General features: G+C 66.8%; 27 protein-coding genes. 5 read left to right on the forward strand and 22 right to left on the reverse strand.

The features are described from left to right. Nucleotides 1-135 precede the first annotated feature (135 nt). The 4 genes from dctP to IP69_RS18835 all read right to left on the reverse strand — a co-directional run bounded on the left by dctP (nt 136) and on the right by IP69_RS18835 (nt 6260). Entirely contained in the window at nt 136-1233 is a 1098-nt protein-coding gene (gene dctP, locus IP69_RS18820; protein WP_054144371.1) for a TRAP transporter substrate-binding protein DctP, read from the reverse strand. 205 nt (nt 1234-1438) lie between these two features. Next, nucleotides 1439-3094 carry an SPOR domain-containing protein gene (locus tag IP69_RS18825; RefSeq protein WP_054144372.1) on the reverse strand — a complete coding sequence of 552 codons (1656 nt, stop codon included), beginning with the start codon at nt 3092-3094 and terminating at the stop codon, nt 1439-1441. Between the two features lie 99 nt (nt 3095-3193). After that, nucleotides 3194-4957 (reverse strand): arginine--tRNA ligase, encoded by a 1764-nt coding sequence (gene argS / locus IP69_RS18830; RefSeq protein WP_054144373.1) that lies wholly within the window; start codon nt 4955-4957, stop codon nt 3194-3196. 55 nt (nt 4958-5012) lie between these two features. Further along, nucleotides 5013-6260 carry a deoxyguanosinetriphosphate triphosphohydrolase gene (locus IP69_RS18835; RefSeq protein WP_248306899.1) on the reverse strand — a complete coding sequence of 416 codons (1248 nt, stop codon included), beginning with the start codon at nt 6258-6260 and terminating at the stop codon, nt 5013-5015. Between the two features lie 97 nt (nt 6261-6357). Here IP69_RS18835 and IP69_RS18840 point away from each other — a divergent pair, with 97 nt between their 5' ends. Further along, nucleotides 6358-6708 (forward strand): iron-sulfur cluster assembly accessory protein, encoded by a 351-nt coding sequence (locus tag IP69_RS18840; RefSeq protein ID WP_054144374.1) that lies wholly within the window; start codon nt 6358-6360, stop codon nt 6706-6708. A gap of 124 nt (nt 6709-6832) precedes the next feature. Here the strand turns inward: IP69_RS18840 and IP69_RS18845 are convergent, their stop codons facing one another. From IP69_RS18845 to IP69_RS18865, 5 genes are all read right to left on the reverse strand, one after another. Next, nucleotides 6833-7375 carry a cold-shock protein gene (locus IP69_RS18845; protein ID WP_248306902.1) on the reverse strand — a complete coding sequence of 181 codons (543 nt, stop codon included), beginning with the start codon at nt 7373-7375 and terminating at the stop codon, nt 6833-6835. 241 nt (nt 7376-7616) lie between these two features. Next, nucleotides 7617-8072, reverse strand: coding sequence for a DUF3429 domain-containing protein (locus IP69_RS18850; protein WP_054144376.1), 456 nt, complete (start codon nt 8070-8072; stop codon nt 7617-7619). A 194-nt stretch (nt 8073-8266) separates the two neighbouring features. Next, nucleotides 8267-8848 carry a hypothetical protein gene (locus IP69_RS18855; RefSeq protein WP_156323544.1) on the reverse strand — a complete coding sequence of 194 codons (582 nt, stop codon included), beginning with the start codon at nt 8846-8848 and terminating at the stop codon, nt 8267-8269. 32 nt (nt 8849-8880) lie between these two features. Then, on the reverse strand, nt 8881-9117 hold the full coding sequence (locus tag IP69_RS18860; RefSeq protein WP_054144378.1) for a hypothetical protein: 237 nt from the start codon (nt 9115-9117) through the stop codon (nt 8881-8883). 154 nt (nt 9118-9271) lie between these two features. Beyond that, nucleotides 9272-10027 carry a Sir2 family NAD-dependent protein deacetylase gene (locus tag IP69_RS18865; RefSeq protein WP_054144379.1) on the reverse strand — a complete coding sequence of 252 codons (756 nt, stop codon included), beginning with the start codon at nt 10025-10027 and terminating at the stop codon, nt 9272-9274. 186 nt (nt 10028-10213) lie between these two features. On the opposite strand from IP69_RS18865, the gene IP69_RS18870 reads away from it, so the two are divergent. Next, complete coding sequence (locus IP69_RS18870) at nt 10214-11398, forward strand: aminotransferase (protein WP_054144380.1); 1185 nt, start codon at nt 10214-10216, stop codon at nt 11396-11398. Nucleotides 11399-11516: 118 nt separating this feature from the next. On the opposite strand, the gene IP69_RS18875 is transcribed toward IP69_RS18870, so the two are convergent. The 4 genes from IP69_RS18875 to IP69_RS18890 form a co-directional block, all read right to left on the reverse strand. Continuing rightward, the gene (locus IP69_RS18875; RefSeq protein ID WP_054144381.1) at nt 11517-11909 is read right to left on the reverse strand and encodes a hypothetical protein; all 393 of its coding nucleotides are present in this window, start codon (nt 11907-11909) and stop codon (nt 11517-11519) included. Nucleotides 11910-12061: 152 nt separating this feature from the next. Continuing rightward, nucleotides 12062-12430 (reverse strand): hypothetical protein, encoded by a 369-nt coding sequence (locus IP69_RS18880; protein WP_054144382.1) that lies wholly within the window; start codon nt 12428-12430, stop codon nt 12062-12064. A 59-nt stretch (nt 12431-12489) separates the two neighbouring features. Beyond that, the gene (locus tag IP69_RS18885; protein WP_054144383.1) at nt 12490-14019 is read right to left on the reverse strand and encodes an altronate dehydratase family protein; all 1530 of its coding nucleotides are present in this window, start codon (nt 14017-14019) and stop codon (nt 12490-12492) included. A gap of 214 nt (nt 14020-14233) precedes the next feature. After that, the gene (locus tag IP69_RS18890; RefSeq protein ID WP_054144384.1) at nt 14234-14575 is read right to left on the reverse strand and encodes a phasin family protein; all 342 of its coding nucleotides are present in this window, start codon (nt 14573-14575) and stop codon (nt 14234-14236) included. Between the two features lie 360 nt (nt 14576-14935). Between IP69_RS18890 and IP69_RS22440 the strand changes: the two genes are divergently transcribed. After that, nucleotides 14936-16561, forward strand: coding sequence for an SPOR domain-containing protein (locus IP69_RS22440; protein ID WP_054144385.1), 1626 nt, complete (start codon nt 14936-14938; stop codon nt 16559-16561). A gap of 63 nt (nt 16562-16624) precedes the next feature. Here the strand turns inward: IP69_RS22440 and IP69_RS18900 are convergent, their stop codons facing one another. Together IP69_RS18900 and IP69_RS18905 are read right to left on the reverse strand one after the other, a co-directional pair. Beyond that, nucleotides 16625-17338 (reverse strand): hypothetical protein, encoded by a 714-nt coding sequence (locus tag IP69_RS18900; protein ID WP_054144386.1) that lies wholly within the window; start codon nt 17336-17338, stop codon nt 16625-16627. Further along, nucleotides 17335-18078 (reverse strand): hypothetical protein, encoded by a 744-nt coding sequence (locus IP69_RS18905; RefSeq protein WP_054144387.1) that lies wholly within the window; start codon nt 18076-18078, stop codon nt 17335-17337. Before IP69_RS18905 ends, IP69_RS18900 begins: the two co-directional genes overlap by 4 nt. Before the next feature lie 94 nt (nt 18079-18172). On the opposite strand from IP69_RS18905, the gene panC reads away from it, so the two are divergent. Beyond that, nucleotides 18173-19021 (forward strand): pantoate--beta-alanine ligase, encoded by an 849-nt coding sequence (panC, locus tag IP69_RS18910; protein WP_054144388.1) that lies wholly within the window; start codon nt 18173-18175, stop codon nt 19019-19021. 9 nt (nt 19022-19030) lie between these two features. Here panC and IP69_RS18915 read toward each other — a convergent pair whose 3' ends face one another. The 3 genes from IP69_RS18915 to IP69_RS18925 all read right to left on the reverse strand — a co-directional run bounded on the left by IP69_RS18915 (nt 19031) and on the right by IP69_RS18925 (nt 20065). Next, complete coding sequence (locus IP69_RS18915; protein WP_054144389.1) at nt 19031-19330, reverse strand: type II toxin-antitoxin system RelE/ParE family toxin; 300 nt, start codon at nt 19328-19330, stop codon at nt 19031-19033. After that, nucleotides 19323-19565, reverse strand: coding sequence for a type II toxin-antitoxin system ParD family antitoxin (locus IP69_RS18920; protein ID WP_054144390.1), 243 nt, complete (start codon nt 19563-19565; stop codon nt 19323-19325). Before IP69_RS18920 ends, IP69_RS18915 begins: the two co-directional genes overlap by 8 nt. Before the next feature lie 62 nt (nt 19566-19627). Beyond that, a complete protein-coding gene (locus IP69_RS18925; protein ID WP_054144391.1) occupies nt 19628-20065 on the reverse strand; it encodes a DUF1489 family protein in 438 nt (145 codons plus the stop codon). Between the two features lie 199 nt (nt 20066-20264). On the opposite strand from IP69_RS18925, the gene IP69_RS18930 reads away from it, so the two are divergent. Then, nucleotides 20265-21032, forward strand: coding sequence for an SDR family oxidoreductase (locus IP69_RS18930; RefSeq protein ID WP_054144392.1), 768 nt, complete (start codon nt 20265-20267; stop codon nt 21030-21032). A 264-nt stretch (nt 21033-21296) separates the two neighbouring features. Here IP69_RS18930 and IP69_RS18935 read toward each other — a convergent pair whose 3' ends face one another. The 4 genes from IP69_RS18935 to IP69_RS18950 form a co-directional block, all read right to left on the reverse strand. Beyond that, entirely contained in the window at nt 21297-23282 is a 1986-nt protein-coding gene (locus IP69_RS18935; protein ID WP_054144393.1) for an acetyl-CoA carboxylase biotin carboxylase subunit, read from the reverse strand. Nucleotides 23283-23326: 44 nt separating this feature from the next. Next, on the reverse strand, nt 23327-23986 hold the full coding sequence (locus tag IP69_RS18940; protein WP_054144394.1) for a cation transporter: 660 nt from the start codon (nt 23984-23986) through the stop codon (nt 23327-23329). Between the two features lie 154 nt (nt 23987-24140). Continuing rightward, on the reverse strand, nt 24141-24917 hold the full coding sequence (locus IP69_RS18945; RefSeq protein ID WP_054144395.1) for an SDR family oxidoreductase: 777 nt from the start codon (nt 24915-24917) through the stop codon (nt 24141-24143). A 130-nt stretch (nt 24918-25047) separates the two neighbouring features. After that, nucleotides 25048-26976, reverse strand: coding sequence for a GGDEF domain-containing phosphodiesterase (locus tag IP69_RS18950; RefSeq protein ID WP_156323545.1), 1929 nt, complete (start codon nt 26974-26976; stop codon nt 25048-25050). Nucleotides 26977-26985 lie beyond the last annotated feature (9 nt).

Raw genomic sequence — 26985 nt, forward strand, 5'->3', positions numbered from 1 at the left:
TCGTCATTCCGGACAAGCCGCGAAGCGGCGCCGATCCGGAATCCATCGTAAGGCATTGCCCTATGATGGATTCCGGATCTCCGCTTCGCTACGTCCGGAATGACGGCGCGCTAAACATCAGGAGGCCAGTGCCGTTCACCGCATCTGCGCCGCCATCTGGGCGTTGAAGGCGTCGAAGGGCAGCTCGGCGACGCGGAACCAGAGGTTCTCCTTCTTCCAGTACGGCAGGAAGGAATCGTAGAACGTCTTGAATTCGGGGTTCTTGGCCGAAAGCTCGCCATAGAGCGCGAACGCCTCCTTGAACGCCGCCTGCATCACCTCTTGCGGGAAGGGCCGCAACTCGGCGCCGGTCCCGGCGAGGCGGATCAGCGCATCGGGGTTGCCATGGTCGTATTTCGCCATGCAGAGCGCGTTCGCCTCGGCGCAGGCTGCTTCGACGATCGCCTTGTAGGAGGCCGGCAGCGCGTTCCACTTCTCGGTGTTGACGATGAAGCTGACATTGGCGTTCCCCTCCCAAAAGCCGGGGTAATAGTAGTATTTCGCGACCTTCTGGAAGCCGAGCTTCTCGTCGTCGAGCGGCCCCGAGAACTCGACCGCATCGAGCGTGCCGCGCTCCAGCGCCGGGTAGATGTCGCCACCGGCGATCTGCTGCGGCACGACGCCAAGCCTCGCCATGATCTGCCCGCCCATGCCGGCGATGCGCATCTTCAGGCCCTTCAGATCCTCCAGCGACTTGATTTCCTTGCGGTACCAGCCGCCCATCTGCGCGCCGGTGTTGCCCGACGGGATGGTGTGGATGTTGAACTTACGCATGAAGGCGCGGCACAGTTCCAGCCCGCCGCCGGCATAGAGCCAGGCGTTCTGCTGGCGGGTGTTGAAGCCGAAGGGCAGCGAGGTCTCGAAGGCGAAAGCCGGGTCCTTGCCGACATAGAAGCTCGACAGGGTGTGGCTGCACTCGACCGTGCCGTTCTGGACGGCGTCGAGTGCCTGCAGTCCGGGCACGATCTCGCCGGGCGCGAAGACCTGGATCTGGAAATTGCCGTCGGTCGCTTCGGCGACGCGCTTGGCGACCTGGGTCGAGATGCCAAACAGCGTGTCGAGGCTCTTGGGATAGCTCGATGTCAGCCGCCAGTTGACCTTGGGCTGCGCGGTCTGGGCGATGGCGGGGGCGGCGACGAGCGCGCTGCCGGCAGCGCCGGTCGCGGCTGTCTTCACGAAATTGCGACGGTCCATGGTAGTCCTCCGGTCGTTCTTATGGTCTTGGGTCCACGGCGTCAGCGGGCTATCGCGGCGGACCTGCCGCACCGCTCATCGCATGAAACGACGGCGCGAACCATCGTTGGTCTGCCGGCAGGCATTGCGCCCCACGCGAACGAAAAAACCGGCGGCGCCAGAAGCGCCGCCGGTTTTCGCAGAACCTGGGCTTGCGCCCGTGGGATCAATTCTTGGCGATGAAGCACTGTCCGCCGGCTGCCTGCAGGGCGGTGCACATCGCCGTGGCGTCGTCGCGCGAATAAGGCCCGACCCGGAGGCGGAACACCGTCTTGCCGCCGGCCAGTTCGGTCTTGCGCACGATGGGCGCCTGGCCGCTGAGCTGGCCGGGATATTTGCGCTGCAGCGCCGCGAAGGTCGCGCGCGCCTCCGATTCGCTGCCGGGCGCTCCGAGCTGGACGACAAAGTCGCCCGTGCCGCTGCGAATCGCCGCCGTGGCCGGTGCGGCAGGCGGCGCGGTGGTGGCCGGCGCGCTGGCGATGCGCAGGGGGCCGGACGGCGTCGTTGCGGGCGCTGCGGCGCGGTCCTGAACCTTGGGGGGCTCCTGCACCGGCGTCGTCGCGCGCGGCCGAGGCTGGGCCGTCGCCGAAGCCGTATCCGATGCAGCGATCGAGGCCGGGCGAGCCGGCGAGGCCGAGCCGGTGACGAGGGGCGCCGCGCCGTTGCTGGGCCCGGCCGAACCATTGGCCGGTGTTGCGGGCGTGCCGTCGGGACGGATCGAGACCGTGCGGACCCGGCGCGGCTCACCCAGACCTGGGACAGGGGGCACGGGGGTCAGCAGCGGCTCCGACGGCATCAGATCGCGTGCGATGGCCGCGGGGGCCTGCGCCAGCGGATCGGCGGATGGGGTCGTCGCCGTGCCGGTTCCGGGACCGGGCAGCACGACGCGGGCCGGCAGCGAGCGCGCCGCCTGCTGGACGTCGACCGGCTGTTCTTCGCGGCTCACGACCTTTGTCTGAGCGGTCTGCGCCTCGCCGGGGCGCTCATAGATCTGCTTGTTCTGGTTGGGAATCTCGGCTCCGCCGGGATTGACCGGTTCGACCTTGGTCGGTCCGGTATCGGCCGCGATGACCGGCGGCTGACCGCCCGAAGGAGAGGTCGTACCGCGCATCGACATGACGGCGCCAACGCCGACCACGCCGACCACGATCAGGGCAGCTGCGGTATAGAGACCTCTGCGGGAGCGGCGCGGCTCGAGGTCCGGCAACTCGTCTTCCGCCTGAAGCTGCGCCTGCGACGGATGTGCATCGTAAGGCGTCGGCTGTTCGTAATCGGGATAGGTCTGGTGCTCCGCGTCGAGATCGCGCGGCATCCCGGCTTGCGCCTGCGGCGCGATCGGGTGCTGGTACTGCGGCTGGTAGGCTTGCGGCGCGGGCTGATCGAAGCCCTCATCGGCCACCTCGAAACGGGGCTCCGCCCGCTTCGCGTCGGGCGCGGCCTGGGCGGGCACGGCTCGCGGCGCATCGCTGCGCCGCAGCAGCGCCTCGAATTCGTCGAGCGCTCCACGCAGTTCGGCCGGGGGCGGCGACTGCTCAACAGCTGACTGCAGCTGCTGGACAGGATCGAATGAGGGTTCCAGGCGCGACGCCGCATCATGGTTCGCGGATTGGGCAGGCCATGATGCCGGCGCCCTGCTCCCCCCCGACACCTGACCGCGATGGCCGAAGATGTCCTTCAGCGGATCGCCCTGATCGACGATGCGCGTCAGTTCGGCGAGCGGATCGACGGGCTTGCCGACCTTCGGCGCCTGCCCGGCACTGCGAAGCTGGCGCTCGAGATCTTCGAGATCGAGGGCGAAACGGTTTCTTGCGGGCTCACTCATGGCTTGATCCATTCCAGCGCAGGCCACCCGGCGCGCATGGATTCCCATTGCGCCTCGCGGTCAACCTGACCTTGTGCGCGCTGAGGGCCAAGCGGGCCGTCAGCGCATCTCTTCCGGCGCCGCAACTCCAGCGACTGCCAGACCGGAAGCAAGAACGCTGCGCACCGCATGCACAAACGCCAACCTCGCCACAGTCGACTCTCGATCAGTTTGATTAACGAACCGTAATTGCGGCGAGTCTTTGCCCTTGTTCCACAGCGAGTGAAATGCGCTCGCAAGCTCGTGAACGAAGAAGGCCACGCGATGCGGCTCATGGGCACTCGCCGCGCCTTCGATGATTCGGGGATAGGCCGCGATCAACTTGACGATACCAAGCTCGGCCTCATCGGTCAGGCGCGCCAGATCCGCCTGCGCCAAGGCGGACGGTGCCAGATCGAGATCGGGGAAGGTCTCCCGTGCCTGCCGGAAGATCGAGGCACAGCGCGCATGCGCATACTGGACGTAGAAGACCGGGTTGTCCTTTGACTGCTCGACCACCTTGGCCAGATCGAAATCGAGCGTCGCGTCGTTCTTGCGGAAGATCATCATGAAGCGGACCGCATCGCGGCCAACCTCGTCGATGACCTCGCGCAGCGTGACGAAATCGCCCGAGCGCTTCGACATCTTCACCGGCTCGCCGTTGCGCAAAAGCTTGACGAGCTGGCAGAGCTTGACGTCTAGGCTGCCCTTTTCATGCGTCACCGCCTTCACCGCCGCCTGCATGCGCTTGACGTAGCCGCCATGATCGGCGCCCCACACGTCGATCATCTGGGCGAAGCCGCGGGTGAATTTCGAGCGGTGATAGGCGATGTCGTTGGCGAAATAGGTGTAGCTGCCATCCGACTTCAGCAGCGGACGGTCGACGTCGTCGCCGAACTGCGTGGCGCGGAACAGCGCCTGCTCGCGGTCCTCCCAATCCTCGTCCTTCTGGCCCTTGGGCGGCGGCAACCGGCCCTGATAGATCAGGTCACGGGCGCGCAGATCCGCGATCGTCTCGGCGACAGCATCGCCTCCGCCCGCAACATCCTGCAGAGAACGCTCCGAGAAGAACACGTCATGGACGACGCCGAGAGCCGCGAGATCGTCGCGGATCATCGCCATCATGCCGTCGATGGCCACGGAACGAACTAGCGGCAACCATTCGGCTTCAGACTTCGCCAGCAGCGCATCGCCATACGTCTTCGCCAGCGTCTGCCCGACCGAAACGAGGTAATCGCCGGGATAGAGTCCCTCCGGGATCGTGATCGTCTCGCCCAGCGCCTCGCGATAGCGCAGGAAGGCCGAGCGCGCGAGCACATCGACCTGCGCCCCGGCATCGTTGATGTAGTATTCGCGCGTCACGTCATGGCCGGCGAAGGCGAGGATATTGGCGAGCGCATCGCCGAACACGGCACCGCGCCCATGGCCGACATGCATCGGCCCGGTCGGGTTGGCCGAGACATATTCGACATTGATCCTGGGCTCGGGCTTGGCCGCGCCGCGTCCGTAGTCCTGCCCGCGCTCGACGGCATCCTTCAGGATCGCGGTGAAGACGGAAGGCTCGAGCGTCAGATTGATGAATCCGGGGCCGGCGATCTCCGCCTTCACGATCTCGCCGTCCTTGACGAGTTCCTCGACCAGCAGCGCCGCGAGCGCACGCGGGTTCGTCCCGGCCTCCTTGGCCAGCACCATCGCGGCATTGGTCGCCAGATCGCCATGGCTGGTATCGCGCGTCGGCTCGACCACGACGCGGCCGAAATCGAGCCCCGCAGGCAGCGCACCGCGCTCGGCGAGCGCCGACAGCGCGGCATTGACGCGGGCGGAATAGGTCTCGAACAGGTTCATGGCGGCCAATATCTGCTGCAAAACGGCAGGTCGGGAAGGTCGGGAGGGTCCGGCCCTATCGCAGCGAGGGGGTCGCGTCAAACAGGCGGCGATGTTCGTCGAGCGCGTACCAGTCGGTCATGCCGGCGATGTAGTCGGCGATGCGCCGCGCCCGGCGCTGCGCGTCGAGGCGCTCGCAACCCGCAGCCCAGTCCGCCGGCATCAGGGCCGGATCGGCGCTGAAGCGCGCGAACAGATCGCGCACCACCTGCGCCGCCTGCTCGCGGATCGGCGCGATCCGGGCATGGCGGTACATGTTGGGGTAGAGGAAGGCCTTGATGGCGCGGTCGGCGGCCTCGATCGCGGCTGGAAAGGCGATGACGGGCCGCCCTGCCCGGCGTACCGCATCGGCATCCACCGGCGCCAAATCCGCAAGGCGTTCCTGCGATTCGCCGATGACGCCCTCGACGAAGCGCGTGATCACCCGCCGGACCAATTCGTTGGTGGCCCGCGTCGTCTCCAGACCCGGATGCAGGCCCTCGATCTCGTCGAGCAGATCGGCAAGGAAGGGCACGGCTCGCAGGTCGGAGAGCCCAAACAGCCCCGCCCGCAAACCGTCGTCGATGTCATGGGCGTTGTAGGCGATGTCGTCGGCGAGCGCCGCCGCCTGCGCCTCGGCGGAGGCGTAAGTGTCGAGCCAGAGATCCTGCTTGGACTGGTATTCGACGATCGCGGCCGGAATGCCCGCCTCCGCATAGCGCTCGGTCGGAGCCCCGTCGGCCAGCAGCAGCGGGCCATTATGCTTGACCAGCCCCTCCAGCGTCTCCCAGGTCAGGTTCAGCCCGTCGAAGCCGGCATAGCGCCGCTCCAACCGCGTCACGATCCGCAGCGTCTGGGCGTTGTGGTCGAAGCCGCCGAACGCGGCCATGCACTCCGCCAGCGCATCCTCGCCGGTGTGGCCGAAGGGCGTGTGACCGAGGTCGTGGGCCAGCGCCAGCGCCTCCGCCAGATCCTCGTCGAGCCCCAGCGCCCGCGCCAGAGCCCGCGCGATCTGCGCGACCTCGATCGTATGCGTCAGCCTTGTGCGGAAATGGTCGCCTTCATGCGAGACGAAAACCTGCGTCTTGTGCTTCAGCCGCCGGAATGCGGTCGAATGGATGATGCGGTCGCGGTCGCGCTGATAGGGATTGCGCGTCGGCGAGGCCGGTTCGGCAACCAGCCTGCCCCGGCTCGTCGCGGTCCGGCAGGCATAAGGCGCGCGCCAGCGATCGCCGGGCTCGCGCGCGGAACCGGCCATTGGGTCGAAGATGTCCGGATGCGGCATGGCGGCCTCGTCGCCGCCCCGGCTTGTGGAGGCGCTGCGCCGCAATTACCTTCGCAGGCAACGAAGGTGCAAGGAGCTTCTGCTCCGGGAGACCGCCATGACCGCTATTCTGGAAACCCCACCGCGCGGCGTAGCCGTGACGGACAGGGCCGCGACCCGCATTCTCTCGGTGATGGCTCATGAGCCACCGGGCTCGATGCTGCGCGTCAGCGTCGCTGGAGGCGGCTGCTCAGGCTTTCAGTACATCTTCGATGTCGATAGCGAGAAGGCGCCCGGCGACCTCGTGATCGAGCGCCACGGCGCCACCGTGCTGATCGACGAGACCTCGCTCGATCTGCTCGAAGGCTGCACCATCGACTTCGTCGACGACCTGGTCGGCCAATCCTTCAAGATCACCAATCCCAACGCAACGAGTTCCTGTGGCTGCGGGACATCGTTTGCGTTGTGAAGCGTCATGGTCGGGCCTGACCCGACCATCTCAGGCCGGAACAGGTGCTATTCGCGGCATCAGAAGCTTGCTGGGATGAGATTCTCGGGTCGAGCCCGAGCATGACGGGAGGCTACGGGCCCCCTCAGTGCGAGCTGGGCGCCCCGCCCTGCTCCAGCCGGATCTCGGCCGCCATCAGGCCCTTGGGCCCAGGCCCGTAGCGCACCAGCACGGTCTGGCCGGGAATCAGCTCGACCAGCCCGTAGCGCCGCATCGTTTCCATATGGACGAAGATGTCGGGCGCATTCTCGCCGGCCGAGACGAAGCCGAAGCCGCGCAGCCGGTTGAACCATTTCACCGTCATGCGCTCGAGCCCGCTTGTTGGCGTGACCTGAACATTGGTGCGCGCCAGCGGCATCTCGGCGGGATGGCGTGCCGCGCTGGTGTCGATCGACAAAACCCGGATCGCCTGGCGGCCGCGCGGCTTCTCGATGACCTCGAGCACGATGTGAGCGCCTTCGGCGATGGCGTTGAAACCGTCGCGTTTCAGGATGGTGACATGGACCAGCACATCGGCGCCGCCATCCTCGGGCACAACGAAGCCGTAGCCCTTGCTGACGTCGAACCATTTGACATGGCCGCTGAGCTCGACACCCGTCTCCAGGCCGTCGGCACCGTCGAGCCGCATGATGCGGTTCAGAGACTGGATCGGCCCCATGGGTGGCCGCCCGTTCCCACCATACTCGTCGGACATGTGCCGCTGACCCCCGCCGCCACGAACAGCTTGATTCGTGCCCCTACGATACCATTGCTGCTGAGTCGCGATACAGCCGGCTTCGCGGTATCCACACCTGCACCACCCAAAATGCGTGCGCGGGATGATTTTTGAGATAGATCAAGCGCGGTGAGGCGGCCCTGCGATCGCCCCGTCAGACCGCAGCCGCCGCCACGCCCAGAAGCACCGCGACCGCCCCCGACAAGGCCAGCCGCAGCCGGCCATACCATTCGGGCGCGACCTCGCGGCAGTACAAGCCATAGTCCAGCAGGCCGAGCAGGATGAAGGCTGCGCAAAGGGTCCATAAAGCACCGACGGGAGACAGAAGCGTGGCGCCCCAGCCGATCAGGGCCGGCACCACCGCGATGATGAAATCCCGCCGCTGCACCGCCTCGCTTTCATAGCCGATCGCGATCCCCCAGCGGACGCCACCGAGGAAGGACAGGATCGCGACGCCGTAGACGATCAGCGCCTGCGTCAGCTGCGCGCCGCCGCCCAGCACCGGCAGCGTCAGCCCGGACACCAGCCCGACCGTACAGGCCAGGAATGGGACGATGCCCGCGACGCCCAGCACGAGCGCGGCGGGCGGGATGGATTTCTCGCTGGACATGGCTGGCCTTCGACGGGGCTACGGACGACGGGATGGCGACGCCCTGCCCGCATAGCCTGTTTCCGCGCAGCCTCAAGTCCTTTGGCGGCCCTGGACCGAAACGTCGCAGGGGCGTTCAACCCGTGGGCGGCGCCGGCACCATCCTGTAAGGTCCTACCCGCGCCGGTCGAGCCGGGGGCGGGTCGGTCTCACGATCAGTACTTTCGGAACTGAAAAGCTTCCGCGAAGGTCAACTCAACCATATCGCCGCGCTTGAGGCGCCGGAGATCGTTCTGAATGGCGGGATCGGACACCGTATGGGTTCGCGCTCCCGCCGGTCCGACGTAGTTCACGATGCGGGTCGCGGGATCGAAGCTTTCGAACCGCGCCGTCAGCGTGAGCGAGCGCACCACGAATCTCTCCGGAAGGCCCTGGAAGGACGGATCGCTGACCGCCTCCGAGTAGATGATGCTGGGCTGAGCGCCCCTGCGAGCCCGCCTCGCTCCGAGAATCACCCCTTCGACGCGCCGGATTTCAACCCGATCTCCGGCATTGATGTTCTGGAGGTCGCCGAACAATTCCGGCACCGCGACCTGCCAGGTATTCCGGCCCTGCCGCACGCGCACGATCCGTTCGGCGGGCTCCACATCGACAACCTCGACATTCAATTGTTCGACCTCGACGGGCCCGACGCCAGCGACCATGACAGTCTGGGTCGTAACCACCGGGGAGGATGCACAACCTGCCAGCCCCGCCGCCAGCGACATCGCAAGCACAATGCTCATTTGCTTCAGCATCGGAATTCTCCGTCTGATCGACAGTCAAGGATTCAATAGCGAACGGGGCGCCTGACCACCGCGCGCCTGGGAGCGACGACCACGGCGCGCGGCGCGACCACGACCGCCCTCGGCGCGACGGCGACCGGACGGCGGACAGCCACCGCGCCGCCAGCCGAAACGCAGCCGGCGCGCACGACGCCGCGCGCACAGACGACAGCGTTGGCCTCGCTCGACATGAATGTCATTGAACTGCCGATCAGGCAGACCGCCATCAGGATTTTTTGCATAGCTCTCTCCCTGCCGGCCTTTTTTATTGAACCGTTGGAGGGATGCTACACCCAATCGACCAGCCTGTCCTAGGGTAAGGTCAAGAATTCGCCAAAGGCCCGTAGCGACCTCGCGGCCACCGCTTGCCCGTCTCCCAGTCCTTGGCTGCGGACCCTACCCCGCCAGCCGTCCCAGCACCGCCCCGATCTCGGCTCGCACCACCAGATCGGCGATCGCGTCCAGTTCCGTCGGCTCGCGATTGACGATGACGAGCGTCGCTCCCTGCTTCTTGGCGATGATCGGCAGCGTCGCCGCCGGATAGACCACGAGCGACGAGCCGACGACGAGAAAAAGCTCCGCCTCCAGAGCCAGTTGCTGGGCCGCGCTCATCTTGTCCTGCGGCATCGCCTGGCCGAAGGAGACTGTCGCCGATTTCACCGGTCCGGCGCAGATCACGCAGGCCGGCGGTTCGCCGCTTGCCTCGAAAGCGGGGCGGATCGCCGCCAATTCGTGCCGCCAGCCGCAGGCGAGGCAGGTCGCATAGGTGCCGTTGCCGTGGAGTTCGATCACCTTGCCGTCGGGCACGCCCGAGGCCTGGTGCAGACCGTCGATGTTCTGGGTGACGATGGCGGGCGCCCGCCCCTCCGCCACCAGCCGCGCCAGCGCCCGATGGCCGATATTCGGCGCGGCATCGGCATAATGGTCATCCATGGCGAATTTGCGCCGCCAGGCCTCGATGCGCGCCTCGCGGCTCTTGACGAAGGCCTCGAAGGGGATCGGCTTGTTGACCATCCAGGGCGAGCCCGGCGTCCGGAAATCCGGCACGCCCGATTCCGTCGAGATGCCGGCCCCGGTGAAGGCGACGATGGACGCCGCCCGGTCGAGCAGTTCGTGCAGCCTGTCGATGGTGTCGGTGCTATCGTCTGGCATGCGCGCGGTCCCGTTCGCTCTTTGACAGGATATAGGGAGCAGGCGCGGGAGCGCATCTCCCGGTTGGGCGTTCTTCTCGCCTTTCCAAACGACGGCCCTGCATGGCGTGACCCTCAACGCGTGTCATCGGATAGCTGGCTGCGGCCCGATTGACGCAACGCGGGCCGCATCCCAAAGCTTGCGCCCATGCTCCAGACGACGCTCCCGACCCTGAACCCCGATCTCCTCGACACCGGCACGCCGCCGATCCCGCAGGCGCAAGCCTGGGCCCGGGCCTATGACGGGCGTTCCGGCCCGCTCGTCGATCTCTCCCAGGCCGTGCCGGGCTCCCCGCCCCCGGCCGAACTCCTGGAGCGGCTGGCGCAGGCCGCGGCCTCGCCCGATGCCACCCGCTATGGGGCGATCACCGGCGACATGGCGCTGCGCGAGGCCTATGCGGCCGAGATTTCGACGGTTTACGGCACGCGCTTCCGACCAGCGGAAGTCGCCATCACCTCGGGCTGCAACCAGGCCTTCGTCATGACGATGATGGCGGTGGCCAAAGCAGGACAGAGCGTGCTGTTGCCGGCGCCCTGGTATTTCAACCACGAGATGACGCTGCGCATGCTCGGCATCGAGGCGCGGCCCTTGCCCTGCGACCCGGCTGCGCGCTTCGTGCCCGATGCCGCGACCGCCGAGGCGCTGATCGATGCCGGCACCCGCGCCATCGTGCTGGTGACACCCAACAACCCGACCGGCGCGATCTATCCGCCCGCGACCATCGCAGCCTTCGCCGAGCTCTGCGCGCGGCGCGGGCTCTGGCTGGTGCTCGACGAGACCTATCGCGATTTCCTGCCCGCCGGCGCTGCCGCACCGCATGAAGTCTTCGCCACAAGACCCTGGCAGGACTCCGTGATTGGCCTCTACAGTTTCTCCAAGGCCTATGCTGTGCCCGGCTGGCGCCTCGGCGCCATCACGGCCGCTGAAGCCGTGATGGCGCAGATCGCCAAGGTGCTCGACTGCGTCCAGATCAGCCCGGTGCGCGCTGGCCAGACTGCCATTACCTGGGGAATCGACGGCATCCGCGACTGGCGCGAGGCCAACCGCACGCAGATCAACGCCCGCGCCGCCCTCTTTCGCGAAGCCATGGCGCCGCTCAACGATTGGCGCGTGCTCGCGGCCGGCGCCTATTTCGCCTATGTCGCGCATCCCTTCGCCGGCGTGCCGGCAGCGGATGTGGTGCGCGCGCTGGTGCAGGAGCGCGGCGTGCTGACCCTGCCCGGTCCCTATTTCGGCCCGGGCCAGGAGCAGCATCTGCGCATCGCCATCGCCAATGTCGCCGCCGACCGGATCGGCGCGTTGAGCGACCGGTTGCGCGGATTTTCGGTTTAGACGTCACTGTCATTGCGAGGAGCGCAGCGACGATGCAATCCAGGGGGACGTCGAGCGCACGCCTCTGGATTGCTTCGCTGCGCTCGCAATGACGGCGGAGCGGGCCTCAATGAGGCCTCTACCGCAGCAGCGCCGCATAGCGATCCCGATAAGCCCAGATCAGCAGGACGCCGAGCACCACGAGGATGATCGCCACCGGCAGACCCTGCGGGTTGAGCACCAGGTGGAACAGCACGATCACCGCCATCACCGGCGCGATGAGCGCCAGGCCCAGCGCGGGCGCGATGTTGGTCAGCAGGCTCAAAGCGCCGATCAGGTTCACGCTTTTCAGCAGCGGCCAGAAGAAGCCCGTCTCCTGCAGCGCCGCCTCGAACGCGACGCCACGCGCGCTGGTCGGGGGGTGGATCAGGTGGCTGCCGGTCGCCAGCCACCAGAAACCGTCGACGGCGGAGACGAGAAAGAGCAGCCCGAGCAGGATGCGCGGGATGGTGACGAGCACAACGGTCTTCATGACGAACCTCAGGCGAAGGAAAGGGAACGGCCGGCGCGCTGTCTCTTGGCGCGGCATCGTTACGCAGTCATTTCAGCCCTCCCCAGGGTTCACGTTCTCCCGAAAAAAAGCCGGGCGCAAGCCCGGCTTCAACGTCAAGAACTCATGTGAGATCAGGGGCAGAACCAGATCGCGCCGACCGTGACGCAGCCGCGCGTCCGCCAATTGCCCGGCCGCGCGCCATAGCGGCGATAGCCGGAAGGCGGAGAGCGAAAGCGTGCGCCTGGCGCGTAACGCGGACGGGGGCCGTAGCGTCTCACGCCGGGACCGCCGCGGCGATACTGCTGGTTGCCGCGAAACTGACGGTTCCCGCGATATTGGGGCTCGTTGCCGCGGATCTGGACCGTCTCGATATCGAACGGCTGAGCCGCGCCGAGAAGGCCTGTCGATGCTGCGGGTGCGGAAACGGGGGTTGCGACGGCAGGGCCTCCGACGAAGAGGAAAGCTGCGATAACGATGGTAGCGAGCGCGTGACGGGTCATAGAATCCCTTTCCCAGGCAATGGGAAAGAACGCCGCGACCTCTACGCCGGTTCCCACCCTCACATCGTCGCGCCGATCTGCCAGGGCACGAACTCCGCGTCGCCATAGCCCATCGCTTCGGATTTCGAGGGCTCGCCCGAGGCCACCTTCAGCAGATAGTCGAAGATCTCCTGGCCCTTGGCCTCCAGCGTCACGCCGTCGAGGACATCGCCGCAATTGATGTCCATGTCGTCGGTCTGCTTGAGATACATCGGCGTGTTGGTGGCGAGCTTGACCGATGGCGTCGGCTTGCAGCCATAAGCCGAGCCGCGCCCGGTGGTGAAGGCGAGGATGTTGGCCCCGCCCGCCACCTGCCCCGTCGCCGAGACGGGATCGTAGCCGGGCGTGTCCATGTAGACAAAACCCTTGGACCGGACCGGCTCGGCATAGTTGTAGACGGCCGCCAGCGTCTTGGTGCCGCCCTTGGCGGCGGCGCCCAGCGATTTCTCCAGGATGGTCGTGAGCCCGCCGGCCTTGTTGCCGGGCGACGGGTTGTTGTTCATGTCCATCCGGGCGCGCGCTGTATAATCCTCCCACCATTTGATGATGCCGACGAGCTTCTCGCCGACCTCACGCGTGGCGGCGCGCCGCGTCAGCAGATGCTCGGCGCCGTAGATCTCCGGCGTCTCGGAAAGGATCGCCGTGCCGCCATGCTCGACCAAAAGGTCAACGGCCTTGCCCAGCGCCGGGTTGGCGGTGATGCCCGAATATCCATCCGAACCGCCGCATTGCAGCGCCAGCATCAGCTCGGATGCCGGTACGGTCTCGCGCACCGCGCGATTGGCGATCGGCAGCATGACCTTGAGAGCGTCGATGCCGGCCGCGACCGCCTTTTTCGTGCCGCCGGTCTCCTGGATCGTCAGGGTGCGGAAGACGTCGCTCTCTTCGACGCCATAGGCGTCCTTCATCCGCTTGATCTGAAAACCCTCGCAGCCGAGCCCGACGACGAGGACAGCCGCCATGTTCGGGTTGCAGGCATAGCCCCAGGTAGTGCGCTTGAGCACCTCGAAGCTCTCGCCATTGTAGTCGATGCCGCAGCCGGTGCCGTGGGTGAGCGCGATGACGCCGTCGACATTCGGGTAATCGGCGAGCAGACCCGAGCGCTTGACCTCCTCGGCCATGAAGCGGGCGGCCGAGGCGGAGCAGTTCACCGAGGTCAGGATGCCCACATAATTGCGCGTGCCGGCCTTTCCATTCGCGCGGCGGAAACCCTCGAAGGTCGCTTGGCTCTCGACCGGCAGCACGAATTCCGGCTTCGCCTCGGCGCAATAGGCATAGTCGCGCTCGAAAGCATGGAAGCCGGTATTATGCTCGTGCACCCATTCGCCGGGCAAAATGTCGACCGTGGCGAAGCCGATGATCTGGCCGAATTTACGGATCGGCTGTTCCTTGGCGATCAGGCTCAGCGCCAGCTTGTGCCCGCGCGGAATCCGCTTCAGCGCCGTCACACCGGCCACTGTCACACCAAGATCAACCGGATCGACGGCGACCGCGACATTGTCGATCGCGTTCAGTCTGAGGGTGCGGGGCGGAATGGCTTTGTCGAGCATGGGGAGCAACCACTGGCTAGCAAGCCACGGCCCACCGCGGCGATGTGCCAGACATGCGCCTCATCGCATCAGTTTTCAATCGGTTCAAAGAGGCTTCAGATGCCGCAGCGCAGCATGAGGCCGGCGTTCGGGCAATAAAAAAGCCCGGCCTCACGGCCGGGCTTGATAGCGTGTCAGCGATACCGGCTCCACCCATGGGCGGCGCGGCGTCAGCTCACTTGGTGGCCGGAACGGCCTTGGCGACGATGCCCTCGAACGGCTTGTAGGCATCCTTGGCGAGCGAGGCGTAGAGTTCGCCCATCCTCGTCATCTGAGCGACGGCGCCCTCGAAAGCGGCCTTGGCATATTCGGTCTGGATCTCGATGGCCTTGTCGATCGTCTTGACGGCGGCGAGCTTTTCGAGCGTCGCGGTGCTGGTCTCGAACGACTTCTTGGCGTAGTCGCTCGCCTCGACAGCGATCGTCTGGACGCTCTTGGAGGTCGCGCCGAAAGCCTTCAGGGCCGCGTCGACGTTCTCCTTGGAGGCCTTCTGGATCGTTTCAAACTGCTGGATCATGTTTCTTCCCTCGGCCCGAAGGCCGCCTCTTGCTGACGAGCCTTGAAGGCCCGGGTTTGGCGCCCCTGGGTCAGATGACAAGTGTTCACCACCGGGACGCATGTCATATTGTGCACCGCAACATAAAAGTCAAGCGCGTGGTGCGTTGCGTCAGCCGCAGGCGGGAAGCGCGCTGTCGCGGCGAGAGATCGTTAGCCTTTTAACGGCTCCGTAACCGCATCGCCCTAACCTCCAAAACTGTGTCCCATATGCCACGTCGCAAGACAGGCAGGGGACCTGAACGAGCGTTCGAGTTGAGGCGGGTTCATGGCTTTCAGTTGCGTTGGGTCCCGACGCGTGCGTTTTCGCGCGCTTGTCGGAATGATCGGCATCGTTGCGGTCGCGGTCGCATCGGTGTCTCCGGCCGAAGCGGCGCGCAAGAAGCGGCGCCCCGGCGGGGGCTATGCGCCGCCCTATGCGGCGATGGTCGTGGACGTGAAAAGCGGCCGCACCCTGCATGGCGTCAATGAGGACGCGCCGCGCATCCCCGCCTCGATCACCAAGGTGATGACGCTCTATCTGCTGTTCGAGCAGCTCGAGCGCGGCAAGTTCACGATGAATTCGGAGCTGACGGTCTCGTCCTATGCGGCGCGTCAGGCCCCCTCCAAGATCGGTTTCAGGCCGGGCGAGACCATCGCGGTCCGCGATGCGATCCTGGCGCTGGTCACCAAATCGGCCAATGACGTCGCCGTCGCCGTTGCGGAGAACGTCGCCGGTTCGGAGGATGAATTCGCCCGGATGATGACCGCCCGCGCCCGCTCGCTCGGCATGCGCAGCACCGCGTTCTACAACCCCCACGGCCTGCCCCACAGCCCGCCCAACATCACCACGGCGCGCGATCTCACGATCCTCGCCCGGGCGATCCAGGAGCGTTTCCCCCGCTATTATCCGATGTTCTCGACGCGGGTGTTCAACTATGCCGGCGGCGCCTATCGCAACCACAACAAGCTGCTCGGCCGCATCGAGGGTGTGGACGGCATCAAGACCGGCTACACCAACCTCTCGGGCTTCAACCTGATGACCTCGGCCAAGGCCGATGGCCGCCATGTCGTCTCGATCGTCCTGGGGGGCCGCTCGGGCGCCTCACGCGACAAGATCATGGCCGATCTGGTTCTTGCCAACCTGCCCAAGGCCGCCACTTCGGGCCGCGCCGCGAGCATGGTCGCCGAAGCCCCCGAGCCGGAAGAGCGGCCGCAGGAGCGCGCTTCCGAGCGCATCCAGCAGCGTGCCGCCGCACCGGTGGTAACGGCCGCCAGCGCCGAGCCGACGCCACTGCCCATCCCGCGTCCGCGCGTCGAGGCGCAAGCTCCCCTTCCGATCGCCGCCCGCGCCTATGCACCGGTTGCAACAACGACGCCGATCGCGCCGCCGCGCCCGATCAGCGCCCAGCAGCTGCAGATCTCCGGCATGCGTCCCGTCACCGCCACGACGACGCCCTCGGCGATGCGCTGGTCGATCGGCGCGCCCGCCGCCGACGGCAAGGTGATGCGCCCGCCGGCCAATGTCGATGTGACCTCGTCGATCGCCAAGGTGGCGGAGCCGCAGGAGCCCGCCCCCGTCAGGCTCGCCGCCGCCCCGGCGCCGGCCGAGAAGGCTCACGAGCCCGGGACCACCCATGTCGCAAAGACCATCGAGAAGACGATCGAAAGGGCGCCTGAGCCATTGAAGGCGGCCGACAGCCGCACGGCGCTGGCCACCACCGGCAAATGGATCATCCAGCTCGGCGCCACCGATGACGAGGCCAAGGCCAGGGACATCCTCGCCCGCGCCCGCGCCAAGGCCGCCGGCCCGCTGGCCGATGCCACGGCCGTGACGGAGAAGGTCGAGAAGGGCGGCTCGACGCTGTTCCGCGCCCGCTTCGCCGGCTTCGACGACTCCAAGGATGCCCAGAATGCCTGCGCCCGGCTCAAGCGCGACGGCTTCGCCTGCTTCGCCACCCGCGGCTGACGGACAAGGACAAGGATAGCTGACATGTCGTACCAGACCTCATCCCTGTTCCCGGCCGGCACCTCACTTCAGAAGGACGTCCTTGGCCTGGTTGACGCGAGCGGCAAGACCGCTGGTGCCCCCGGCATCCGGGTGGATGCGCTTCATCAAGGCGCGATGGGACTCGCGGACCGCCTCCTCTCCCGCCCCCGGTTGAAGCCCCAGGATCTCGTAGGCCTCCTGATGCGACATCGCGCCCGTGCCCGCCGCGCGGCCCTGCCCCGCGTCGCCGTGACGATCAGCGTCTTCACGCCAGCCGGGCGACCGGCGGTCGAGATATGCCTCTAGCAGCCTCGCCCCGTCGGGGTCCTGCGCCAGGCATTCGCGCATCAAGGCGCCGAGCTCGCCCATCGACAAATCGTCGAGATCGCGCCCGGCGAAGCTGCCGCCACTGACTTTGCCGGTCATGCCGCCGCTGTCATGGTCGAGCTCCATCGCCAGCAGCGGCGAGGTGACGGTCGATCGGGCGCCGGGCGTCTCGCCCGCCGTCGAACTCCAGGGAAAACGGAAGCCGCCGGGGCCGGTCGCGCTCCAGCCGAGCAGCCAGGCACCGATGCCGCCGACGAAGATCGCCATGTCGAGCCGGCCGCGCATCATCAGCAGGCCAGCCACGCCCAGCGACAGGAAGCCGCCGCCGGTCTTCAAGGCCCGGGCAAGAAGCTTCGGGTTGGTGCTGGCAAACAGCTTCGAAACCCACCAGAACAACAGCACGGCGGCGATGCCGTAGAGCAGGGTCACCGGCGACCTCCATCCATCGAACCGATCAGCCCGCGCACGACCGGGCTGCCACCAGCGAGCTTCAGCATCGCCTCGCGCCCGCCGGCCGCATAGGCGGCGGCCCCGCGCAGCAGATCGAGCAGCGAATCGGGTGCGTTGGCATCGAAACGGGCATGCGCCCCGCCGGTCAGCCGCGCCATCATGGCGAAGGCTGCGCTGGCGGCGGGATCATGCCCCTCCTGGAACAGGAAGCCGCGAATGCCGCGCAGGCCGAGCTCGCCGGCCAGCCCCGCCAGCGAATCGGCTTCCTCCTCCATTGCATCGCCTACCAACACGAAGGCGCGGATCGGCACGGCTCTCGCCTCGTCGCGGACATGCTTGAGGACACGCGCGATCTGGGTCTGGCCGCCCTGGCAGGCGATGCCGGCCATCAGCCCGTTCAGCCGGCGCGGCTCGCCGACCCAGCCCGAGGCCCGGCATTCGGCGAGGCCCCGGAAATAGACGAGCTGCACCGCCAGCCCGCCGCTCGTCGCCGCGATCTCGAACATGCGGGCCTGCAGCGAGCAGGCGAGGTCCCAGGTGGGCTGGCGGCTCATGGTCGCGTCGAGTGCGAAGACCAGCCGCCCCGCCTGTCCCGTCGCCAGCGGTGCAAGCTGCTTCGCCGCGCCGAGAAAGCGGTCGATCTCGCCGGGTGCCGAGCGGCCGCCGGCGATCCCTGCGTTCGTGGCCTTGCCCACCACCCTGTCGGTCTTGTCTGTCATGCGTCTGATATTGGCCATCGCCGGGACATTTGCTACCCGTCACCGCCACGGGCGGTCAGCGGCAGATGACCGCCCCGGACGAGGGACAAGGCCTATGACCGAGATCGCGATCTTCGAGACCGTCGCCGCCATGCGCGCGGCGGTGGCGAACTGGCACGCGGCGGGCGACAAGGTTGGGCTCGTGCCGACCATGGGCGCGCTGCATGAGGGCCATATCGCGCTGGTGAAGGAAGCGCAGCGCCATGCCAGGCGGGTCATCGTCACGATCTTCGTCAACCCGACGCAGTTTGCGCCGCATGAGGACTTCAAGAAATACCCGCGTACCTTCGACGACGATTGCGCCAAGCTCGTCGCAGCCGGCGCCGATGCGGTCTTCTTCCCCTCCGTCGAAGAGATGTACCCGGCCGGCTTTGCGACCCGCGTGCTGCTGCTCGGCCCCGCAGCCGTCGGCCTCGACGACCGCTTCCGGCCGACCCATTTCGAGGGCGTCGCGACGGTCTGCTGCAAGCTCTTCACGCAGTCGCGAGCCGATCTCGCCGTCTTCGGCGAGAAGGACTACCAGCAGCTCAAGGTGGTGACGCGCATGGCCGCCGATCTCGACCTCGGCATCGCGATCGTGCCACTGCCGACCTTCCGCGAGCAAGACGGCCTCGCCATGTCCTCGCGCAACCGCTACCTCACCCCCGAACACCGCGCGCTGGCGCCGCTGCTGCACCGGGTCATGCAGGCGCTGGCGGTCCGCATCCGCAACCGCGACGACCTGTTCAGGGCGGTCGCCGACGCGCAGGGCGAGATCATTTCGGCGGGATTCGAACTGGATTATCTCGAGGCCCGCCATGCCGACACGCTGGCGCCGGTGACCTCGCTGGCCGACGGCCCCATCCGCCTGCTCATCGCGGCGCGCCTGGGCGCAACGCGGCTGATCGACAATATCGCGGTGTGATGTGAAGAATCATCCCAGATGGCGGCTCACATCCATGCGCTGGTGAAGTACGCGCATGACGTCCAACCCCGTCCCCGAGATTGTGTAGAACACCCTATGCGATCCCACTGGATAGCATAGGTATCCGGCACGAATATCGCTCGGGCGACCGCGTTTTTGGCCGGAGGCGAGCGCCTCGAAACCCGCCACGATCATGCCGTGATAACGTTCTGCCTGCATCAGTGACCAGCGCTCGGCCGTGTAGGACCAGATCTCTTCGAGATCGGCTTCCGCGCGAGGTGAAAGCCGATAGCCAAGCGGCTCAGCCATTCCGGGCGCGCATCCGCGCCTTGAACGCCTCATTGTCGAAGGGGCGCGGGGGCCCGGACTGTTCCCCTTCGATCAACGCGTTCTCGAGGGCTTTGACCTTAGCCTCGTGATCCTCGAGCAGGCGCAACCCGGCGCGCACGACATCGCTCGCCGAGCCATAGCGACCAGTTTCGATCTGCACGCCCACAAAGCTGCTGAAATGCTCATCGAGCGAAACCGACGTGATCTTCGACATGACGTCTCCCTCGACCCGGCTTTCAAGATAGCGAGCGGTGGGCTCGCCGCCAAGCGGCTGCGCTAAAGCAGCCCCAACCCCGCCAACTCGCGCCGCAGCGCCTCGGGCATCGCGCCGAGATCGCCGCTGCGGCCGTCGATGTCGCGGGGTGCGTCGGTCTCGGTGAGATAGCGCCAGCCCTGGAACGGGCGGCAGGGCCGCGGCTCCAGCGCCACGACCACGGGCTCCAGCACGAGATGGCAACGGCCGATACCGTCGCCATCGGTGAAGGGGCGAATGGCGGTCAGGCGCTGCCGCGCCGCGATCTGGCCCTTGATCACCCAGTAGAGCGAGCCGCCATCGAGCAGCTCGTCGAGGCGCTTGGGCACCATGCGGGTGGTGTGCATCTGCTCGGCCGGCCGACCAAGCCGCCGCTCCAGCGTCAGCCGCTCCTCGATCCACTCTTCGAGATCGTTGATCGATTCGGCGCCGACGCAGAGCTTGAGCAGATGGAGAGCCATGGCGGGCAACCTAATGCCGGCGACGCAACCCGACCAGCACCCGCGCGTTTCTCTCCACAGATGCGATGCGCAACCGTCACTGCGAGCGCAGCGAAGCAATCCAGCGTTTCGCACTATGTCCGCCTGGATTGCTTCGCTGCGCTCGCAATGACGATGATTCAGCACCGCCGACGAGACATTGGATCGAACGGAGACAGACATGCACGGGCTCAACGACAAGGCCATCCTCGTCACCGGCTCGACCAACGGCATCGGCCGGGCGATGGCGGAGCGGCTGGTCGCCGATGGCGCGAAGGTCCTCGTCCATGGCCGCGACCAGGCCGAGGTCGACGATGCCTGCCGCGAACTCGGCACCGCCGCCAAGGGCGCCACCGGCGATCTGGCCGATCCGGCCACGGCGCAGGCGCTGGTCGATGCGACGGTCCAAGCGTTCGGGCACATCGATGGGCTGGTCAACAATGCCGGCATGTACCCGCGCGGCACGATCGGCGAGACCACGGCTGACTTCTTCGACAAGGTCTTCGCCGTCAACGCGCGCGCGCCGCTGCTCTGCGCCGAGGCTGCGATCCGCGCCTTCCGCCGGCAGGGCTCGGGTGGATCGATCGTGACCATCGGCTCGATCAACGCCTGGTGCGGACAGCAAAATCTCACCGTCTATTCCATGTCCAAGGGCGCGCTGATGACGATGACGCGCAACCTCGCTGACGCGCTCGGCCCCGAGCGCATCCGCCTCAACCAGCTCAATGTCGGCTGGACCTTCACCGCCAATGAGGATGCGACACAGCAGAAGGAGGGAAAGGCGCCGGGCTGGGAGAACCATGTGCCCCTCCGCCAGGCCCCGAGCGGCCAGATCATGCAGCCGGCCGAGATCGCCGCCCATACCGCCTTCTGGCTGTCGGACCAGAGCGCCCCGGTCTCGGGCCAGATCTACGAGGTCGAGCAGTTCCCGGTGATCGGGCGGATGTGAGCGGGCGATCCCGTCAAAACGCGAATGCCAAGACCCATCCAACACGCGACGTCATTGCGGACAAGCCGCGTAGCGGCGCAGCTCCGGAATCCATCATAGAGCACCGTCATGCCTTACGATGGATTCTGGGTCTTCGCTGCGCTCGCCCGGAATGACGGAGCACGTGTTTGCTCTGCGGGAAAAGAGCCGATGAACGCGATTCCAAATGAGGAACCGTCCGCAAGCGACTCCAACGACTCAGCTAGTCCCCCAGCACCACCACCTTTAGTCCCCCAGCACCACCACCTTCGCGCCCTCGGCCACCTGAGCACCCGCCTCGCCCGCGACCTCGCTCACAGTCCCGTCACGCGGGGCCACCAGCACATGCTCCATCTTCATCGCCTCGACGATGGCGAGCCGCTGGCCCTTCACCACCGCGTCACCGGCCGCAACGAACAGCGCGATCAGCTTGCCGTGCATCGGCGCCTTGATCACGCCGCCGGAACCGGCTGCCGCGTCGAGATCCACACTGAACGGATCGAACAGAGCCACAGAAGTCTGCCGGCCGCGATGCAGCGCCAGCCAGGTGCCCCGCTCGCCTTGCGCCAGCGCGATCTCGTGCTCGCCCTCGGCAATATCATGGCCCGGCAGGCTGATGTGGGCGCCCTCATCATGCCACTCGATCCGCGCCTCGACCCGCTCGCCATCGACCAGCAGCGGCAGCCCAATCGCCGGGCGCGGCATCAGCGAAAAGGCGTCTGCTACGAGCCAGGGCGAACGATGCTCGCCATCGACACGCTCGGCTGCCTGCATCACGCCGGCAAGCTCGCGCTCCTCCTCGAGCTGGAGCGCAGCGGCCGCCACCGCCGCTGCGTCGAGCGGCTGCGGCTCGGCCCCCAGCGCCGTGATGTTGCGTTCGATGAAGCCGGTGTCGAAGGGGCCGTCGCGGAAGCCCTGCGCCTCCGTTAGCTTCTTCAGGAAAGCGAGATTGGTGCGCGGGCCCGCGACCACCGTCTGCCCCAGGGCCGCGCCGAGACGATCGAGCGCCTCGTCGCGCGTCGCGCCATGGGCGATGATCTTGGCGATCATCGGGTCATAGAACGGTGTCACCGTATCGCCGGCCTCGACGCCGGTGTCGATGCGGATGCCCTCGCCCTCCGGGAATTGCAACGCCCAGAGCTTGCCGGTCGAGGGCAGGAAGCCCTTCTCCGGATCCTCGGCATAGAGCCGCGCCTCGACGGCATGCCCGGTGGCGGTCACATCGCCTTGCGAAAAGCCCAGCTTCTCGCCGGCCGCGACCCGCAGCTGCAGTTCGACCAGATCGAGCCCGGTGATCGCCTCCGTCACCGGATGCTCGACCTGCAGCCGCGTGTTCATCTCCATGAAGTAGAACCGGTCGGCGCGCAGGCCCTCGCGCCCGTCGGCGATGAACTCGACCGTGCCCGCCCCGACATAACCAACCGCCTTCGCCGCTTCGGTCGCGGCCCGGCCCATCGCGGCGCGGACCTCGTCGGTCATGCCCGGGGCCGGCGCCTCCTCGATGACCTTCTGGTGGCGGCGCTGCAGCGAGCAGTCGCGCTCGAACAGATGCACGACGTTGCCGTGGCTGTCGCCAAAAACCTGGATTTCGACATGGCGCGGCGAGAGCACATATTTCTCGACCAGCACGCGGGCATCGCCAAAGGCGCTCTGCCCCTCGCGCTGCGCGCTGGTAAGCGCGTCAGCAAAATCCGCCGCGCGGTCCACCTTCTTCATGCCCTTGCCGCCGCCGCCCGCGACCGCCTTGATCAGCACGGGATAGCCGATGCGTTCGGCCTCCTTCGCGAGGAACTCCACGCCCTGCTCGGCGCCGTGATAGCCCGGCACCACCGGCACATTTGCCTTTTCGACCAGCGCCTTGGCGGCGTCCTTCAATCCCATCGCGCGGATCGCCGAGGCCGGCGGCCCGACGAAGACGATGCCCGCCTGCGCGCAGGCCTCGGCGAAATCGGCATTCTCGGAGAGGAAGCCGTAGCCCGGATGGATGCAGGCAGCGCCGGACTCCTTCGCCACCGCCAGGATCTTGGCCCCGTCGAGATAGCTCTCGCGGGCCGGCGCGGGGCCGATATGATAGGCCTCATCGGCCATCTGCACGAACAGCGCCTCGGCGTCCGCGTCGGAATAGACCGCGATGGTGCGCAGGCCCAGCCGGCTGGCCGTGCGGATGACGCGACAGGCGACCTCGCCGCGATTGGCGATCAGGATGGAGGGCAGCGTCTCGGCGATCGTCATGGGCGGCGGTCCTCGGGCGTCGTTCCTGCGCAGGCGTGCCGCCTTTATAGCCCGCCGACGGGTGCTGTCGCCGCCTTGTTGTGCACAGGCGCATCGGCAGGCTTCACGCGCAGCGAACGCCAGATCGCCCAGGTCGCCTGGAAGCAGAGCCCGGCGACGAAGACGTCGAAGACATATTCCGGCCAACGCACCGGCGCGACGCGCGCCGCCAGCCCCACCAGGGCAAAACCCGTCGTCGAGATCACATCGTTGCGCGACGACAGCCAGGTCGCCTTGATGACGGGATTGTCCTCGCCCCGGAAGCGCCAGAGCACGGCGACGATCAAGACCGCGATCACCACGGCGCTGCCGGCCGAGAAGCCGAGCGCCCAGATCTCGATCGGCCGCGGCACGGCGATCTTGGCGGCGAGGTCGTAGAGCGTGTGGAAGCCCGCCACCGCCATCACCGCGCCGATCGCCAGCGCCGCCAGCCGCTCGGCCCGGGCATCGCGCCCGAACACCACCGCCGCGATACCATAAAGCGCGACGTCATAGACCCAGTCGACGCCATCCTTGAACAATTGCGCATTGCCCACCGCGAGCGCGTAAGCCACGACGCCGCTGGCGAAGACGAGGATGCCGAGCGCGATGCCCCAGATGGTCAGGGTGTAGGCGCGGGCGATGCGCGGCGCGACGGGCACGGCATTGTCGTGAGGCTCAGCCATCCCTCAAACCCTCACCGTCATTCCGGGCAAGCGAAGCGGTGCCGATCCGGAATCCATCATAGGCGCAGTGCTTTACGATGGATTCCGGAGCTCCGCTTCGCTGCGTCCGGAATGACGGAGCGCTTCAACGACGAAACCGGAAGCAGCCTGCCCCTCACCCGCGCCCGACAAACGGCGCATTCGTCGCCATCACCGTGACGAACAGCACATTGGCCTCCGGGGGCAGGCTCGCCATGTGCAGCACGGTCGTCGCGACATGGTCGACATCCATCACCGGCTCGACCTTGATCGAGCCGTCGGCCTGCGGCACGCCGGTGGTCATCTTGCGCGCCATCTCGGTCAGGGCATTGCCGATATCGACCTGGCCGACCGCGATGCCGTATTTGCGCCCGTCCAGCGAGGCCGTCTTGGTCAGGCCGTTGATGGCGTGCTTGGTTGCGGTATAGGCGACCGAATTGGGCCGCGGCGCATGGGCCGAGATCGAGCCGTTGTTGATGATGCGCCCGCCCTGCGGCTCCTGGCTCTTCATCAGCCTGAAGGCGGCCTGCGTGCACAGAAAGGGGCCGGTCAGGTTGGTGTCGACGACCTTCTGCCAGTCCTCCAGCGAGAGATCCTCCAGCATGATGCCGCCGGGCGCGTTCACGCCGGCATTGTTGAACAGCACGTCGAGCCGCCCGAACGCTTCCTTCGTCCTGGCAAACAGCGCATCCACCGAGGCCTTGTCGGTGACGTCGGTCGAAACGGCGAGCGCCTGCGAGGCGTCCACGCCCGACAGCGCGATCGTCTCCTCCAGCGCATCGATCCGGCGCCCGGCCAGCACGGTGCGGTAGCCGTCTTTCAGGAAGGCGAGCGCCACGGCCCGCCCGACGCCCGATCCGGCTCCGGTGATGATCGCGACCTTTGTGTGAGCGGCTTTGCTGGCGGACGGCATGGCGTATCCTCTGGTTTCTTGATCGTTCAACCGTTTTGAAACGGTGTCGGCGACCATAGCAGCGCCAGAGTAAGACGGAACCGGCTTTCGCGCAGATGGCCTGCGCGCGTGTCGCCAGGCCGGGCCTGCCCTATCCCGCCTTCGCCATGCTGATCCAGGGGCAGTTGACGACGGGCTGCGGCGGCTCGACGGGGCGACCGATGAGATAGCCTTGGAACGCATCGATCCCCAGCGCCAGCAGCGCCTGCGCCTGTTTCGGGGTCTCGACGCCCTCGGCGACGATCTGCAGATCGAACCGTCGGGCGATCAACACCGCCCCTTCGATCACCGAGCGGGATTTGCCATCGATATCGGCGATGAAGGACCGGTCGATCTTGATCTGTCGAATCGGAAAATCGCGCAGGCGGGCCAGCGAGGAATAGCCCGTGCCGAAATCGTCGACGGCAAGACAGATGCCGATGGCGTCCAGCTGGTTGAGCACCTCGAGCATCTGAGCGTCGCTAGCCGGCATGAATACCGACTCGGTGACCTCGAGATGAAGCCAGGAGGCCGCCAGCCCATGTCGGGCCAACGTCGTGCGCACGATCTCGATGAAGTCCGGCTGCACCAGTTGTCTGACCGAGCAATTGACCGCCACCGCTGCGCGGATGCCGGAGCGGTGCCAGAGTGCTGCGGCCTCGCAAGCCCGGTCCAGCACCCAGGCGCCCAGCGCGCCGATCTGGTTGCTTTCCTCGGCGATGGAGATGAATTCATCCGGCGACAGATGACCGAGCGTGGGGTGAGCCCAGCGGATCAGCGCTTCAAATGCCCGCAATTCGCCCGTCGCGGCGCCCACGATCGGCTGGAACGCGAGCCAAAACTGATGTTCGTCGAGGCCGGAGCGAATATCGTCGGCAATGCGCTCGCGCCGCTCCAGGGCGGCGGCCAGTGACGGATCGTAACAGATTGGAACGACCGAGCCCTGTCGTTTTGCCTGGGCGGCGGCGAGATCGGCTGCCCGGATCAGCTCTTCCAGACCTGTCCCGTTTTCAGGGCAGCGCGCGACACCGATGCTGGCGCTGACGTCCAGCGTCTGGCCGTAGAACACGAAGGGCGCGGCGAAGAGCGCGACAAGCTGGGAGTCGATCCGGTCGGCTTCATTGGCCGCGGGGATGAGGATCACAAGTTCATCACCACCCCAGCGGCCGACCATCGCATCTGGGGGCAGGCGCACCACGAGCCTCGCTGCCACCTCTCGCAGCACATAGTCACCGGCCTCATGGCCCAACGTATCGTTGATTCGCTTGAAGCGGTTCAGGTCGAGGAAATAGACATAGCCCTGACAGTGCCCCTCGGCGGCCAGGCTGAACAGATCGCTCAGCCCGCGTCGGTTCAGCAACCCCGTCAACAGGTCATGCGAAGCCTGGTGCTTCAGCGTCTCGGTTCGCTCGCGAACCTTGTTCTCGAGCGTCTGGTTTGCATCGAGCACCTGCGCCATCAGCTCCGTGTTGCGTTGCCCCAGTTGCACCGACTGCATCAGGAGAAGGCGGTTGCCCCGATGCGCCACGATCATCACAACGGTGAAGATCAGCCCAACGAGACCGATCACAGCGGTCACCGCTTCGCCTTGTCCGAACGCCATTAGCCGGACACAGCCCGGAACCATCAGGATGGAAATGTAGAGCGGGCCAATCAGCGCAAACAGTGCCAGCACGCCAATCGCACCCGCGGCCATGCCGGCCAGGATGATGCTGGTGCTGTATCTGACCAGAGGATCGGGGAACGCCAGCAGAAGCCAGCCCAGAACCGCCCAGCCGGCCGCCCCCACCAGCATGCCGAGACCCGCGATCAGGATCTGGCGCCGGGCCTCGGCCTCGCTACCGTCCTCGGACGGCGCGCGTCCTCCCGTCCACACATGCACGATGATCCGGAGCAGGGAGGCAAGGGTAACAAAACCCAGCCACCACCACACCCACGCCACGCCGGCCGATGCCGCCGACAAGCTTACTGCGACCGATGCCGCAAAGTTAACGAACAGGGAGGGAAGATAATTGCGCCGAACGATCGGGAACAAGGCCATGGAGACCTC

This window comes from Allobosea sp. AAP35, assembly GCF_001295925.1.
Lineage (GTDB): Bacteria > Pseudomonadota > Alphaproteobacteria > Rhizobiales > Beijerinckiaceae > Allobosea.

Bases quoted from the DNA above. Each gene is read 5' to 3' on its own strand.
- dctP (WP_054144371.1), bottom strand. From the start codon at position 1,233: ATGGACCGTCGCAATTTCGTGAAGACAGCCGCGACCGGCGCTGCCGGC.
- IP69_RS18825 (WP_054144372.1), bottom strand. From the start codon at position 3,094: ATGAGTGAGCCCGCAAGAAACCGTTTCGCCCTCGATCTCGAAGATCTC.
- argS (WP_054144373.1), bottom strand. From the start codon at position 4,957: ATGAACCTGTTCGAGACCTATTCCGCCCGCGTCAATGCCGCGCTGTCG.
- IP69_RS18835 (WP_248306899.1), bottom strand. From the start codon at position 6,260: ATGCCGCATCCGGACATCTTCGACCCAATGGCCGGTTCCGCGCGCGAG.
- IP69_RS18840 (WP_054144374.1), top strand. From the start codon at position 6,358: ATGACCGCTATTCTGGAAACCCCACCGCGCGGCGTAGCCGTGACGGAC.
- IP69_RS18845 (WP_248306902.1), bottom strand. From the start codon at position 7,375: ATGCGGCTCGACGGTGCCGACGGCCTGGAGACGGGTGTCGAGCTCAGC.
- IP69_RS18850 (WP_054144376.1), bottom strand. From the start codon at position 8,072: ATGTCCAGCGAGAAATCCATCCCGCCCGCCGCGCTCGTGCTGGGCGTC.
- IP69_RS18855 (WP_156323544.1), bottom strand. From the start codon at position 8,848: ATGCTGAAGCAAATGAGCATTGTGCTTGCGATGTCGCTGGCGGCGGGG.
- IP69_RS18860 (WP_054144378.1), bottom strand. From the start codon at position 9,117: ATGCAAAAAATCCTGATGGCGGTCTGCCTGATCGGCAGTTCAATGACA.
- IP69_RS18865 (WP_054144379.1), bottom strand. From the start codon at position 10,027: ATGCCAGACGATAGCACCGACACCATCGACAGGCTGCACGAACTGCTC.
- IP69_RS18870 (WP_054144380.1), top strand. From the start codon at position 10,214: ATGCTCCAGACGACGCTCCCGACCCTGAACCCCGATCTCCTCGACACC.
- IP69_RS18875 (WP_054144381.1), bottom strand. From the start codon at position 11,909: ATGAAGACCGTTGTGCTCGTCACCATCCCGCGCATCCTGCTCGGGCTG.
- IP69_RS18880 (WP_054144382.1), bottom strand. From the start codon at position 12,430: ATGACCCGTCACGCGCTCGCTACCATCGTTATCGCAGCTTTCCTCTTC.
- IP69_RS18885 (WP_054144383.1), bottom strand. From the start codon at position 14,019: ATGCTCGACAAAGCCATTCCGCCCCGCACCCTCAGACTGAACGCGATC.
- IP69_RS18890 (WP_054144384.1), bottom strand. From the start codon at position 14,575: ATGATCCAGCAGTTTGAAACGATCCAGAAGGCCTCCAAGGAGAACGTC.
- IP69_RS22440 (WP_054144385.1), top strand. From the start codon at position 14,936: ATGATCGGCATCGTTGCGGTCGCGGTCGCATCGGTGTCTCCGGCCGAA.
- IP69_RS18905 (WP_054144387.1), bottom strand. From the start codon at position 18,078: ATGACAGACAAGACCGACAGGGTGGTGGGCAAGGCCACGAACGCAGGG.
- panC (WP_054144388.1), top strand. From the start codon at position 18,173: ATGACCGAGATCGCGATCTTCGAGACCGTCGCCGCCATGCGCGCGGCG.
- IP69_RS18915 (WP_054144389.1), bottom strand. From the start codon at position 19,330: ATGGCTGAGCCGCTTGGCTATCGGCTTTCACCTCGCGCGGAAGCCGAT.
- IP69_RS18920 (WP_054144390.1), bottom strand. From the start codon at position 19,565: ATGTCGAAGATCACGTCGGTTTCGCTCGATGAGCATTTCAGCAGCTTT.
- IP69_RS18925 (WP_054144391.1), bottom strand. From the start codon at position 20,065: ATGGCTCTCCATCTGCTCAAGCTCTGCGTCGGCGCCGAATCGATCAAC.
- IP69_RS18930 (WP_054144392.1), top strand. From the start codon at position 20,265: ATGCACGGGCTCAACGACAAGGCCATCCTCGTCACCGGCTCGACCAAC.
- IP69_RS18935 (WP_054144393.1), bottom strand. From the start codon at position 23,282: ATGACGATCGCCGAGACGCTGCCCTCCATCCTGATCGCCAATCGCGGC.
- IP69_RS18940 (WP_054144394.1), bottom strand. From the start codon at position 23,986: ATGGCTGAGCCTCACGACAATGCCGTGCCCGTCGCGCCGCGCATCGCC.
- IP69_RS18945 (WP_054144395.1), bottom strand. From the start codon at position 24,917: ATGCCGTCCGCCAGCAAAGCCGCTCACACAAAGGTCGCGATCATCACC.
- IP69_RS18950 (WP_156323545.1), bottom strand. From the start codon at position 26,976: ATGGCCTTGTTCCCGATCGTTCGGCGCAATTATCTTCCCTCCCTGTTC.